Origin of the sequence: Altericroceibacterium xinjiangense (genome assembly GCF_003958635.1) — a bacterium.
Classification (GTDB): Bacteria; Pseudomonadota; Alphaproteobacteria; order Sphingomonadales; family Sphingomonadaceae; genus Altericroceibacterium_A; species Altericroceibacterium_A xinjiangense.
The window spans coordinates 156,520-169,309 of record NZ_RSEK01000003.1 but is presented as its reverse complement, the minus strand read 5'-3'; the positions used below and the strand labels follow the sequence as shown (position 1 = coordinate 169,309).

General features: G+C 64.8%; 14 protein-coding genes. 6 read left to right on the top strand and 8 right to left on the bottom strand.

Translation table 11 applies throughout. The annotated features are described in order from the left end of the window. Window positions 1-57: 57 nt before the first annotated feature. From ELY13_RS04770 to rplI, 4 genes are all read left to right on the top strand, one after another. Window positions 58-1,485 (top strand): glutamate ligase domain-containing protein, encoded by a 1,428-nt coding sequence (locus tag ELY13_RS04770; RefSeq protein ID WP_126172893.1) that lies wholly within the window; start codon window positions 58-60, stop codon window positions 1,483-1,485. Window positions 1,486-1,632: 147 nt separating this feature from the next. Next, window positions 1,633-1,989 carry a 30S ribosomal protein S6 gene (gene rpsF, locus ELY13_RS04765; protein WP_126172748.1) on the top strand — a complete coding sequence of 119 codons (357 nt, stop codon included), beginning with the start codon at window positions 1,633-1,635 and terminating at the stop codon, window positions 1,987-1,989. Further along, window positions 1,989-2,213: a 30S ribosomal protein S18 gene (gene rpsR, locus ELY13_RS04760; protein ID WP_126172747.1), complete on the top strand. Its 225-nt coding sequence runs from the start codon at window positions 1,989-1,991 to the stop codon at window positions 2,211-2,213. Before rpsF ends, rpsR begins: the two co-directional genes overlap by 1 nt. 12 nt (window positions 2,214-2,225) lie before the next feature. Beyond that, complete coding sequence (rplI, locus tag ELY13_RS04755; RefSeq protein ID WP_126172746.1) at window positions 2,226-2,825, top strand: 50S ribosomal protein L9; 600 nt, start codon at window positions 2,226-2,228, stop codon at window positions 2,823-2,825. 116 nt (window positions 2,826-2,941) lie between these two features. On the opposite strand, the gene ELY13_RS04750 is transcribed toward rplI, so the two are convergent. After that, window positions 2,942-4,804, bottom strand: a complete 1,863-nt coding sequence (locus tag ELY13_RS04750; RefSeq protein ID WP_126172745.1) for a M2 family metallopeptidase — start codon at window positions 4,802-4,804, stop codon at window positions 2,942-2,944. 57 nt (window positions 4,805-4,861) lie between these two features. Then, a complete protein-coding gene (locus tag ELY13_RS04745; RefSeq protein WP_126172744.1) occupies window positions 4,862-5,620 on the bottom strand; it encodes an alpha/beta fold hydrolase in 759 nt (252 codons plus the stop codon). Window positions 5,621-5,718: 98 nt separating this feature from the next. Here ELY13_RS04745 and ELY13_RS04740 point away from each other — a divergent pair, with 98 nt between their 5' ends. Then, window positions 5,719-6,162: a MarR family winged helix-turn-helix transcriptional regulator gene (locus ELY13_RS04740; protein ID WP_126172743.1), complete on the top strand. Its 444-nt coding sequence runs from the start codon at window positions 5,719-5,721 to the stop codon at window positions 6,160-6,162. Window positions 6,163-6,219: 57 nt separating this feature from the next. Here the strand turns inward: ELY13_RS04740 and ELY13_RS04735 are convergent, their stop codons facing one another. From ELY13_RS04735 to trmD, 4 genes are all read right to left on the bottom strand, one after another. Then, window positions 6,220-7,245 carry an aspartate-semialdehyde dehydrogenase gene (locus ELY13_RS04735; protein ID WP_126172742.1) on the bottom strand — a complete coding sequence of 342 codons (1,026 nt, stop codon included), beginning with the start codon at window positions 7,243-7,245 and terminating at the stop codon, window positions 6,220-6,222. Window positions 7,246-7,270: 25 nt separating this feature from the next. Continuing rightward, a complete protein-coding gene (locus ELY13_RS04730) occupies window positions 7,271-9,538 on the bottom strand; it encodes a S9 family peptidase (RefSeq protein WP_126172741.1) in 2,268 nt (755 codons plus the stop codon). Window positions 9,539-9,660: 122 nt separating this feature from the next. Further along, on the bottom strand, window positions 9,661-10,044 hold the full coding sequence (rplS, locus tag ELY13_RS04725) for a 50S ribosomal protein L19 (protein WP_126172740.1): 384 nt from the start codon (window positions 10,042-10,044) through the stop codon (window positions 9,661-9,663). Then, window positions 10,041-10,787 carry a tRNA (guanosine(37)-N1)-methyltransferase TrmD gene (gene trmD, locus ELY13_RS04720; protein ID WP_126172739.1) on the bottom strand — a complete coding sequence of 249 codons (747 nt, stop codon included), beginning with the start codon at window positions 10,785-10,787 and terminating at the stop codon, window positions 10,041-10,043. The genes rplS and trmD overlap by 4 nt, the downstream gene beginning before the upstream one ends. A gap of 41 nt (window positions 10,788-10,828) precedes the next feature. Here trmD and ELY13_RS04715 point away from each other — a divergent pair, with 41 nt between their 5' ends. Next, on the top strand, window positions 10,829-11,737 hold the full coding sequence (locus tag ELY13_RS04715) for an NAD(P)/FAD-dependent oxidoreductase (protein WP_126172738.1): 909 nt from the start codon (window positions 10,829-10,831) through the stop codon (window positions 11,735-11,737). Window positions 11,738-11,750: 13 nt separating this feature from the next. Here the strand turns inward: ELY13_RS04715 and rimM are convergent, their stop codons facing one another. Both rimM and rpsP read right to left on the bottom strand, forming a co-directional pair. Next, window positions 11,751-12,242 carry a ribosome maturation factor RimM gene (gene rimM / locus ELY13_RS04710; RefSeq protein ID WP_126172737.1) on the bottom strand — a complete coding sequence of 164 codons (492 nt, stop codon included), beginning with the start codon at window positions 12,240-12,242 and terminating at the stop codon, window positions 11,751-11,753. Between the two features lie 5 nt (window positions 12,243-12,247). Continuing rightward, entirely contained in the window at window positions 12,248-12,748 is a 501-nt protein-coding gene (gene rpsP, locus ELY13_RS04705; protein ID WP_126172736.1) for a 30S ribosomal protein S16, read from the bottom strand. Window positions 12,749-12,790 lie beyond the last annotated feature (42 nt).

Sequence of the window (12,790 nt, the reverse complement as noted above, 5' to 3'; positions counted from 1 at the left end):
GCGGGCGGGCGCGCCGCGGTTGCCAAGGCGCGGGCAAAGCAATAGCCATCCGGCATGATGACCTCCACCCCCTCTCCCACCGATCTTACCACCCACCCCTGGTTCTTCTGCGGCATCGGAGGATCCGGCATGCTGCCGCTGGCAAGCATCCTCAAGGGGGTGGGGGCCGAAGTCGCCGGATCGGACCGCAGCTTCGACCAGGGACGCACGCCGGAAAAGTTCGCCGCGCTGGAACGGCAGGGCTTCCGCCTTTTCCCGCAGGACGGCAGCGGGATTGTAAGCGCCAACCAGACGCTCGTCGCCTCCGCCGCGATCGAGGACACGGTTCCCGAAGTCGTTCGCGCCGGACAGCTCGGTTGCCCGCGGATGACTCGCGCGGAGTTGCTGTCCGCCTTGTTCAACGCCGCCCCTTTCGGGATCGCGGTGGGGGGAACTTCGGGCAAGTCCACCGTTACCGGAATGCTCGGCTGGATCATGCATGCGGCCGGACGGGACCCGACGATCATGAACGGCGCGGTGATGAAGAACTTCGTCTCCCCCGACGTGCCGTTCGCCAGCGCGCGAGTCGGCAAGGGCGACGTGTTCGTCAGCGAGGTGGACGAAAGCGACGGCTCGATCGCGCTGTACCGGCCCGCCGTCTCGGTGCTGCTCAATGTCAGTCTCGACCACAAGAGCATGGAAGAACTGCGCGTGCTTTTCCGCGACTTCATCGGCGCCGCGCCGCATGCAGCGGTGAACGTGGATGATGAGGAAGCGCGCACACTGGCGCAGGGCGCCGCCGATGTCCTCCCGTTCGGGATCGACAGCCCGGACGCGCTCCTCGGGATAGAGCCGGGTAGCATCGCCGATGGGCCGACCGCGATTTCCGCGACGGTGATCGACCGGCGCGACGGCGCACAGCACGCTCTGCGCCTCACCATGCCGGGGCGGCACAACCTTGCCAACGCGCTGGCGGCGGTCGCCGGGGCTGCGGCTGCCGGCGTTCCCGTCAACCAGGCGGTCGAGGCGCTCGACAGCTTCGCCGGGATGGCGCGCCGGTTCGACATCGTCGGGACCAGTCCTGCCGGGACGACGGTGATCGACGATTTCGGCCACAATCCGGAAAAGTGCGCCGCCACCTTGCGTACGCTGAAGAGCCACCCCGGACGCGTGATCGCGTTCTTCCAGCCCCACGGCTACGGCCCTTTGCGCCAGATGGGGCATGAACTGGCCGAAGTGTTCGCCGACCTGCTCGGCCCCGAAGACATCACGATCCTGTGCGATCCGGTCTATTTCGGCGGCACGGTGGACCGGTCCGAAGGAAGCGAGCGGATCGTGCGGCTGATCGAGCAAAGCGGGGGCAAGGCCGAACACGTTCCCTCGCGCGAGGAGTGCGGCAACCGGATCGTGGCGCTGGCCCGGTCGGGAGACCGGATCGTGGTGATGGGCGCGCGGGACGATACGCTGACGCAATTCGCCAAGGGCATCCTCGCCCGGCTCGACTGAAGCGTTGCAATTTAGCGTCAGGCCTGTATGTGCGCGGCTTCCGCATGGCCTCAGGGCAGCGGAAATTCCGTCGAAGAAAGCCGGAGGGGCCCCGCGATCCGCGCGGACAAGCCAGCGATCGGCCTATGAAGTGAAAGGATAGCGAACATGCCGCTTTATGAGCATGTCTTCCTGGCGCGCCAGGATCTGAGCCAGGCTCAGGTCGATGCGCTCGCCACCCAGGCGACCGAAATCGTCGAGGGCAACGAAGGCAAGGTCACTAAGACCGAAACCTGGGGCCTCAAGAACCTCGCCTACAAGATCGACCGCAACCGCAAGGCGCACTTCGTTCTGCTGAACATCGAAGGGCCCGGAAGCGTCGTTGCCGAACTTGAACGGCAGAACCGGATCAACGAAGACATCATCCGCTGGATCACCATCAGCGTCGAGGAACACGAAGGTGGTCCTTCCGCGATGATGCGCAAGAACGAACGCGAACGTAAGCGTCGCGGAGGAGAAGGCTGATGGCTCGTCCGTTTTTCCGTCGCCGCAAGTCCTGCCCGTTCTCGGCCAAGGATGCGCCGAAGATCGATTACAAGGACGTCCGCCTGCTGCAGGGCTTCATGTCCGAACGCGGCAAGATCGTGCCGTCGCGGATCACCGCGGTTTCCGGCAAGAAGCAGCGTGAACTCGCCCGGGCGATCAAGCGCGCGCGTCATCTGGGCCTGCTGCCCTACGTCGTGAAGTAAGGAACGAGCCCCATGGATATCATCCTGCTCGAACGTATCGAGAAGCTCGGCAGCATTGGCGATGTCGTGTCCGTCAAAGACGGTTACGCCCGCAACTTCCTGCTGCCGAACAAGAAGGCGCTGCGCGCCAACGAAGCCAACCGCAAGGTTTTCGAAGCCAACCGGGACCGGTTGGAACAGGAAAACGCTGAACGTCGTTCGGACGCCGAAAAGGCGGGCGAAAAGATCGAAGGCGCCGAGGTGACCCTGATCCGCGCTTCGTCCAACTCCGGCCAGCTCTACGGCTCGGTCAGCGTGCGTGACATCGCTGAAGGTCTGAACGCAAAGGGGCACGAGGTGAACAAGTCGCAGATCGTGCTCGAACGCCCGATCAAGACGCTCGGCCTGTTCGACGTCTACGTGGCGATGCACCCGGAAGTGCGCGTTGGCGTCAAGGTCAACGTGGCCCGGTCCGAAGACGAAGCCGAACTGCAGAGCCAGGGCGTCGACGTCATGGCCCAGATGTTCGAGGAAGATCGGAACGAGTCCGAAGGCTTCACCGAGAAGCGCGATCCGACTCTCGAAGCCGGCGAAATCCCCGAGGACCTGCTCCAGGGCGACGAAGAAGCCTGAGCTTCCCCTCAACGGGAATAAAGAAAGGGCGCGGGACCGATGGTTCCGCGCCCTTCTTCTTGTCCTGTTGTCCCGCCGAACGGCCGCCGGATAATCCGGCGGCCGACGGGAACCGATTACCAGCCGGTCGACTGGCCCTTGTTCTGCTCGTCCAGCCACTCCTTCAGCGGAGCGAAGTATTCGAGCATCGGCTTGGCGCTCATTTCGCGGCTGCCGGTGAACACTTCCAGCGCTTCCGGCCAGGGTTCGCTCGCTCCCATTTCCAGCATCGCGTTCAGCTTCTCGCCGACTTCCTTGTTGCCGTAGAAGCTGCAGCGGTGCAGCGGCCCGGTCCACCCGGCCTGCTCGCACGCAGCCTTGTAGAACTGGAACTGCAGGATTCGCGCCAGGAAGTACCGGGTGTACGGGGTGTTGCCCGGAATGTGGTACTTCGCGCCGGGATCGAACGCGTTCGCCGGCCGCTCCACCGGGGGAGTGATGCCTTGGTACTCGCGGCGCAAGTCCGTCCACGCAGTATTGTATTCCGCCTTGCTGATCGATCCGTCGAACACGCCCCAGCGCCAGCGGTCCACCAGCAGGCCGAACGGCAGGAACGCCACCTTGTCCATTGCCTGGCGCAGCAGCAGGCCGATGTCCTTGTCCGCGCTCGGCACGTTCTTGGGATCGAGCAGACCGATGTCGACCAGGTACTGCGGGGTAATCGACAGCGCGACGAAATCCCCGATGGCCTCGTGGAACCCGTCGTTCGCGCCGTTCAGATAGAGGTACGGCTGCTCCTTGTAGGCGCGCTGGTAGTAATTGTGTCCCAGTTCGTGGTGAATGGTGACGAAGTCATCCGAATTCACCTTGGTGCACATCTTGATGCGGATATCGTCCTTGTTGTCGATGTCCCAGGCGCTGGCGTGGCAGACGACCTCCCGGTCCTCCGGCTTGGTGAACATGCTGCGTTCCCAGAACGTCTCCGGCAGCGGCTCCAGGCCCAGCGAGGAATAGAAGTTCTCTCCATGGCGCACCATGTCGAGCGGGGTCTTGCCCTGCGCAATCAGCAGTTCGCCGATGTCGTAACCAAGATCCCCGGAACCCTCGGGCGCGACCAGCGGGTAGATGTTGCCCCACTCCTGCGCCCACATATTGCCCAGCAAATCGGCGCGGATCGCCCCGGTCTGCGGCTGGACCGCATCGCCGTACCTGGCGTTCAGCTTCGTCCGGACGTAGGTGTGGAGGGAATCGTAAAGCGGCTTCACTTCCTGCCACAGCCGCTCGGTTTCCGCAGCGAACTGGTCCGGCGTCATGTCGTAACCAGACCGCCACATCGCGCCGACGTCGCTGAAGCCAAGCTCGTTCGCGCCCTGGTTGGCAATGCCGACCATCTGCGCGTAATCGCCCCCCATCGGGGCACCGACGTTGTCATGCCAGCTTGCCCACATCTCCGCCAGTTCGGCGGGCGTCCGCTCAAGGTTGCCCATTTCCGCCTCGATGTCGGATCCGGAAATCGGCTGGCCGTTGAGCGTGCCCTTGCCCTTGCCGTACATCGAATTGAGCCGGGTCGCGATCTCGTTCAGCTCGGTCGCGGCCCCGGGCGTGGTCGGCGCGGGCAGCACGATCCCATTGCGCAGGATATCGAGCTTGCGCCGCACATCGGCATCGAGTCCCTGAACCTGCGCGAACTTCGCCGCCTGCAACGCATAGGCCACCGACTTTTCGGTCCCGACCGCGTTGATCTGCGCGGCCAGGGCGTCGGTATCCGGCGTAATGTAGGTGGAGTTGACCCAGTTTACCCGGCTCGCATCGACCGAATAATCGAACAAGTCCTTCTCGGCCGCCGCCACGAACTGGGCAGCGCCCGCGGGCGTCATCGGATACGTCACGGCGGCTGCGGGCGCGACGGGGGCGGCCTGCTGCGCCGCGGCTGGCGCAGCGAGGGATGCACCAAGCGACAAGGCGATCGCGGACAGCGCGACCGAAGCAAGAGCTTTCATCAAGGGGCTTTCAAGTGGTTGTAGTTGTAACCAATCTGGCGCTCTTCCCCGTCCAAATCAAGCAGCAAGGAAACGAACGATGGCGTCCCCCAGCGCCGGTTCCGTCACGGAGCTCATGTGCGTGCCCGGCACCGGCTCCAGCGCGGCATCCGGCAACGCGGCCACCAGTGCCTCGGGAGAGCCGTTGTCCGTGTCCTGATTGCCGCAGACCAGCAGCACCGGCATGGTAACCTCGCCCAGCTTGTCCGGCGCCGTGTCCTCCACGCTTTGCAGCAACTGCCGTGCGGCCAGACGATCCACCTTCATCGTCTTCATGAACTGGACCGCCATGAACGCCGGGTCGCCGTGGCGCACCTCATCGAACCGGTCGATCGCGTCGATGAAAAAGGCAGCCCGCCGATCCCAGCCGGTCAGCCCTTCCAATCCCATTCCGGCGAGCACCACGCGGCGGGGCGCCATGCCCGCGAGCACGCAGCGCACCGCCGTCCGGGCACCGAGCGAGAAGCCGACAAGGTCATAGTCCTCGAGCCCCAGTTGCTCCGCCACGGCCTGTGCGTCCTTCACCAGCACATCCGGTGCATAACCCATGGGGTCGTGCGGCTTGGCGCTGTTTCCATGAGCGCGCAGGTCCGGCATGATCGCTTCGAACCCGGCGTCCGCAAGCTTCTGCGCATGGCCGAAACGGATCCAGTTCATCTGCGCGCTGGAGAACAAGCCATGGAGCAGCAGCACCGGTTTTCCCGACCCCATCCGGTGCACCGCCAGCTCGGCACCGTTGAACCCGATTACCGTTTCGTCCCGCACTTCGTTCGTCATGCTCTTCCCTTTTTGCGGCTCGTGTCGACGTGATCGAGGCTGCGCGCCACACGACACGGTTCTTGCGCCATTAAGCCCGGGCCATATAGGTCGCTTTCATGACCCATGTCGGTTTCCTTCTTGCAGACAATTCGCGCCTGGCCCGCTGGGCCTTCGATCAGCGCGTGCGGGAGATCGGCGTTACCGGACCGCAAGCACGGATGCTGCTGACGCTCAACCGCGCGCCGGGTGAAAATCAGGGCTTCTACGCCGAACAGCTCGAAGTCGAACCGATCACCTTGTGCCGCATGGCAGACCGGCTGGAGGAAGCAGGACTGATTGAACGCCGCCGCGATCCGGCCGACCGCCGCGCCTGGCAACTCCACCTGACCGCCAAGGCCCACACGATCCTGGAGCAGCTCCAGGATCGAATCGACTCCCTGCTGGAGGATATGCTCGCCGGATTGTCGGCAGAGGAACGGGCGGAGTTTGCCCGGCTGCTGAACACGATCGGCAGCAATCTCACCGCACATCGGGAAACCGTCCGCGCCGCCAACGGCTGACGGTCATGGCCGGCAGCAGCCGCCGCCCCGCCTCGGCGAAGCGGCGGCTTCTTGCGCTCAGCCCTTCTTCAGGTGCCGGCGGCCGAGCAACTCGGCGATCTGCACCGCGTTGAGCGCGGCACCCTTGCGCAGGTTGTCGGACACGCACCACAGCGTCAGCCCGTTGTCGACCGTCGAATCCTCGCGCACGCGGCTGATGTACGTCGCGCCGTCGCCCACGCATTCGACGGGGGTGACGTAACCGCCGTCTTCCCGCTTATCCACCAGCATCACGCCGGGCGCTTCGCGCAGGATGTCCTGCGCCTGCTCAGCGGTGATCTCGTTCTCGAACTCGAGGTTGATTGCCTCGGAATGGCCGACGAACACAGGCACGCGCACGCAGGTAGCGGTGACCTTGATCTTCGGGTCGAGGATCTTCTTGGTCTCGACCACCATCTTCCACTCTTCCTTGGTCGATCCGTCCTCAAGGAACACGTCGATGTGCGGAATCACGTTGAAGGCAATCTGCTTGGTGAACTTCGTCACTTCGACCTGATCGCCGACGAAGATTGCGCGGGACTGCCCGAACAACTCGTCCATCCCGACTTTTCCGGCGCCGGACACGGACTGGTAGGTGGACACCACCACCCGCTTGATCTTTGCCGCGTCATGCAGCGGCTTCAGCGCCACGACCATCTGCGCGGTCGAGCAGTTGGGATTGGCGATGATGTTGCGCTTCTTGTAATCGTCGATCGCGTCCGGGTTCACTTCCGGCACGATCAGCGGCACGTCCGGGTCCATGCGATAGAGCGACGAATTGTCGATCACCACACAGCCCGCGGCCGCAGCTTTGGGCGCGTATTCCTTCGCCGGGCCGGATCCGGCGGCGAACAGGGCAATGTCCCAGCCGGTGAAATCGAAATGCTCGATATTGCGGCACTTCAGCATCTTGCCCGTGTCGCCGAACTCGACCTCCATTCCAGTGGAGCGGGAGCTGGCGACCGCCGCCACCTCGTCACAGGGAAATTCGCGCTCCGCCAGAATGGCGAGCATTTCGCGCCCGACATTCCCCGTCGCTCCGACAACAACCACCCGGTAACCCATTTTCTCAAAACTCCTGCGATGTAGCCTACTCAGTCGGCGCAACGCCGTTCTGTTCCAGAAAGCGGAAGATCGTCTCCCACAAGTGCACGCTGATCTTCGGCCCGGACACGCGGTGCGTCTGCCCCGGATACAGCATCATGTCGAACGGCACGGCCTCCGCCTGCAGGCGGGCGATCAGCGCCGATGAATTCTCGAACACGACGTTATCGTCGGCCATGCCGTGGATCAGCAGCAGCGAATCCCGGATTTGCCCCGCCTCCGCCAGCGCATCCGACCGCGCGTAGGCCTCCGCATCGGCCTGCGGCGTGCCCATGTAGCGTTCCGTATAAGCCGTGTCGTACAGTTCCCACTTGGTGACCGGCGCCCCTGCGACCCCGGCGGCATAAAGCCCCGGATCGGCCTGGAGCATCTTCAAGGTCATGTATCCGCCGTAGGACCAGCCATACGTCGCGATCTTGTCGGGATCGACGAAGTCGAGCGTCTTGAGGAACTCCGCCCCCCGCTTCTGATCCTCGACCTCGACCGAGCCCATCGCCCGGTTGATCGGCTTTTCGAACGCGACGCCCCGGTTCGCGCTGCCCCGGTTGTCGAGCGCGAAGAAGATATAGCCCTTGTCCACGATGGCCTGCGCCAGTGCTCCGTGCCAGCCCTTGGTCACCGTCTGCGCGTGCGGACCGCCATAGTGCTGGAAGAACACGGGATAGCGCTTCCCCGGCTCCAGCGGCGGTGTGATCATCATGGTGTGGAGCGGCATCCCGTCGGCGCCCGCAATCGTCCCATACTGCGCGACCTGATGGCTCGCGAGGTACGGGACGTAAGCGTGATCCGCGTCGACCCGGTTCTCCTCGATCCAGGCGAGCCGCTGCCCCTGCCCGTCGGCGAGATAGACTTGCCCCGGCTGCGCATCGGAGGACCGGCTGACGACCAGCGTCTTGCCGGCTTCATCCATCCTGGCCGAGTTGGCAAACGCGGGATCGCTCAAGCGCACGGCCGCTTCGGGGCTCGAGAGGTCGAGTGCATAGACCTGCACCGCCAGCGGATCGTCCTTCGTTCCGGTGAAGAACACCCGGCCTGCGTCCTCGTCCACTCCGGCAAGCCCGGTGACGACCCACGGCCCGCTGGTAAGCTGCCGCCACTGCCCATCCGCAAACCGGTAGAGATGGCCATAGCCGTCCCTTTCCGACCACCAGATCAGGCTGCCGTCCTCGAGAAACTTGTAGTTGCTCGTCAGGTTGATCCAGTGCCCCGGTGCAGCTTCTTCCGAAAACAGGACCGTGGCCTTGCCCGTTGCCGGATCGACCGACAGCATGTCGAGCACTGTCTGCGCGCGGTTCAGCCGCTGAACGTAGAGGCGGCTTCCGTCCGGTGCCCAGTCCACCCGGCCAAGATAGATGTCGCGCTCTGCCCCCAGATCGACTTCGACCCGATTGCCCCCGTCCGGGTCCATGACGAACAAGCGCACGTCCGCATTCGGCGTGCCCGCCGCCGGATAGCGCTGCTGATACGTGCTGGTCCCTTCCGCCCCGATGGCGGCCCGGGTGACGATGCCGACCGGCGCTTCGTCGAACCGCTCGACGGCGATCCGGTGATCCTGCGGGGACCCCCAGAAGCCTGTCTGCCGGTCCAGTTCCTCCTGCGCCACGAACTCGGCCTCGCCCCAGTGGACCGTGTCGGCCGTCTCTTCTGGCGTGATCGGACGCGCATCTTCGCCGAGTAGCCCGGTCCACAAGCGCCCGTCCTGTACAAAGGAGATGAACCCACCGGTCTGGCTGAGCTTGGGGTTGAGCTCGGCTTCCTCGGTATCGGTCAGCCGCTGCACCGCCCCATTGAGCCGGGCAAGGTAGAGATCGCCCTCCAGCGGGACGAGGATGGACTGCCCGTCCGCCGACCAGTCATAGGCAACGACCCCCTTAAGGTCCCCGATCCGCAGCCGCTCGCGCTGCATCTTCTCGGCTTCGCTCAGCTCGCGGCCCTGCCCCAGCGCTGTGCTATCGACCAGCATGCGCCATTCGCCGCTCGTCCGGTCATAACCCCACAAGTCGTAGCGCTCCCGCTCATCCGTGCGGTTGCGCAGCAACGTCACCCATCGCCCGTCCGGCGACAGCTTGAGCGCGCGCGGACTCGGCCCGTCGAGCCCGGGGCTGGCGAATACCCGCTCAAGGCTCAGGTCCACGGTCTGCTGGTTCACGGCACTCTCCATCTGGGACTGGCCAGAGCTTTGGGCGGAAACGGGGGTGGCAAGGGGGACGAGCGCCAGGGCGGTTGCCAGCGCCAGATGTCGGGACCGCTTCATCGGAAACTCGTTCTCCGTAAGACCATCGGGCTTCGTAAGATCATCGGGGCCGAATCGAAGGGGGCGCCCCGGCCGGTCTGGCCAGGACGCCCCCTTGGAAGACTTTTTCCGTCGGGTGAGCCTTAGCCCTCCTTGCCGGCGCCCGGGGTCTCGCGCCGCTCTGCGATACGTGCGCGTTTGCCGGTGCGGCCGCGCAGGTAGTACAGCTTGGCCCGACGCACGATGCCGCGGCGGACCACGGTGATGCTGTCGATGCTGGGCGAATAGAGCGGGAAGACGCGCTCGACGCCTTCGCCGAAGCTCATCTTGCGGACGGTGAAGTTGCTGCCCATGCCCCGATTGGAGCGGGCAATCACCACGCCTTCGTAATTCTGCACGCGGGTCCGCTCGCCTTCGACGACGCGCACACCCACCCGCACCGTATCACCGGCACGGAATTCGGGAATGTCCTTGTTCCCGGAAAGTTGCTCGATCGCCTCGGCTTCGAGCGTCTGGATAAGGTTCATTGACCTTGGTCCCTATCATCGTGCTGCACGCCAGAGGCAGACTGGGCCCGAACGCCCCGGTGGCGCTCCCAAAGGTCCGGCCTGCGTGACCGTGTGTCCTCGTCCGCACGGGCTTTACGCCATGCGGCGATCTTCGCATGATCCCCCGATCGCAGCACTTCAGGGATCGTGCGCCCTTCCCACATAACAGGTCGGGTGTAATGCGGGTGTTCGAGCAAGCCTTCCTCGAAGGATTCCTCTGCCCCGCTTTGAGGCGCGCCCATTACGCCGGGAAGCAGGCGAATGCAAGCGTCCAGTATCGCCAGCGCCGCCGGTTCCCCGCCCGAAAGCACGATGTCGGCCAAGCTCACCTGCTCGACGTTGCGGGCTTCCAGAACCCGCTCGTCAAACCCTTCGAACCGGCCGCACAGGATCGTCACGCCGGGGCCGCCGGACAGCTCCCGGATACGGGCCTGCGTGATCGGGCGCCCGCGCGGGGTCATCGCCAGCACCGGGCAGTCGGGGTGCCGTTCGCGCGCATGGTCGATGGCAGAGGCAAGGATGTCGGGCTTCAGAACCATGCCCGCCCCGCCGCCTGCGGGCGTATCGTCCACCGTCCGGTGCTTGTCGGTTGCAAAATCCCGGATCTGCACGGTCTCGAGCGTCCAGATACCCTCCTGCAAGGCCCGCCCGGCCAGCGAAATGCCAAGCGGCCCGGGAAACATCTGGGGGTACAGCGTTAGGATTGTCGCAGCGAAAGTCACAAAACGCCCCATGCGGCAGGACAAGGGATAAACACAAGCCAATGGATGACTGCATCATCGTGGGCGCAGGACCCGCAGGGCTGACAGCCGCCCTCTACCTCACCCGCTATCACCTTTCCATCCGCTTGTTCGACTGCGGCACCAGCCGGGCGGAACTGATCCCCCGGACGCACAACCTGCCCGGTTTCCCCGGCGGTATCTCGGGTACAGACCTGCTGGAGCGGATGCTGGAACAAGGCGCCGAATACGGCGTGGAGCGGGAAGAAGCGAAAGTCACCCGCATCGTCCGGCAAGACGAAGGATTCGAAGTCTTCACCGAGGACGGCCAGTTCACCGCGCGCACTGTCCTGATCGCAACCGGCGTGTTCAACCTGCATCCGCCACGGATGGAGGACGAACTGCACGACGCCGCACTCATGCGCGGATTGTTGCGCTACTGTCCGATCTGCGACGGGTTCGAGGTGACCGACAAGCGTGTCGGCGTGATCGGCACCGGCCGCCACGGCGCCGCCGAAACCATGTTCCTGCGGGCGTTCACCGCCGACCTCACCTTGATCGCCCCGGACGGCGAGCACGAGCTTGACGCCAAATGGCGGCAAAGGCTGGACGATGCCGGGATCGAAATCGTTGAAGGCCCCTGTACGTCCTACACCTTGTCGAACAAGCGGATCGCGGTGGAAACCGGCGTCGGTCCGCTGATCTTCGACAGCATCTATTCCGCGATGGGTTCGGACGTCCGGTCCGGTCTGGCCACGGCTGCCGGGGCGCGCGTGGGCGAGGACGGAGCGTTGGAGGTCGACGATCACCAGCGGACCAGCGTGGAAGGCTTGTTCGCGGCCGGAGACGTGGCGAAGGGGCTGGACCAGATCAGCCACGCCATGGGAGAGGCCGGCGTGGCCGCGACCACGATCCGCAATTACCTCGCTACCAAGAAGCCGCTGTGGCGCTGACCTGCGGCGCTGATCAGGCCTCGACGTAGTCGGCGCTCACCACCAGGCGCCGTTCGTCCCATTCGGGCACGGCATCGGCGCGCATCGGCACCATGAAGCGCTTGCCGTCGGGGCGCTCGATTTCCAAGACATCGCCCGCGCCGTAATTCTCGACGTTCACGACAGTCCCGGCCGCTTCCCCCGCGTCGGAAATCGCTGGAAGGCCGATCAGGTCGGCATAGTAGTACTCGCCATCCTCCAGCGGAGGCATGGCGGCACGGGGCACGGTCAGCAAGGTCCCGCGCAAGCGCTCGGCCGCGGTGCGGTCGGGCACTTCGGCAAAGCGAACGATCGCCCCGCCCTTGTTGTCGTCCCGCAAGGCTTTCAGCGTCAGCGCGCCATCGTTGAACGTCTTGTAACGCTTCAACGCGGCCACGCTTTCGCCGAAAAGCTTCAGGCGGACTTCGCCCGTCACTCCGTGCGCGCCGATCACGGCGGCCAGCGTAACGGGCTTATCCTGGACCAAGGCGCTTAGCCCTCAGCCGTTTCCTCGCTGCCTTCCGCAGGTTCCTGCGTGCTGGCGCCCGGGATCGGGGCTTCGTCGCCCGCACGGCCTTCCGGGGTCGCAACGTTCACGTCCGCGCTACCTGCTTCGGCCGGCGCTTCCGTGGCGGCGCGAGCGGCTTCCTCGGCCTCGGCAGCCTTGGTGGCGCGCTCCTCAGCGCGTTCCTTGGCCTTCTCGCCCGGTTCGGCCTTGTTCGGGTTGTTGCGCGCAGGGCGCTCCTTGATCCCGGCGGCGTCGAGGAAGCGAGCGACGCGATCGGTCGGCTGACCGCCCACGCCGACCCAGTAACGAGCCCGGTCTTCGTCCAGCTTCACCCGGTCCGGGTTGTCCTTGGCGAGCAGCGGATTGTAGGTGCCGATCTGCTCCAGATACTTGCCGTCGCGCGGCGAACGCGAATCCGCGACCACGATGCGGTAGTACGGGCGCTTCTTCGCGCCACCCCGAGAAAGCCGAAGTGAAATTGCCATAGCGTGTTACCTTTCCAATCTAACTATCTGATATAATGCTTT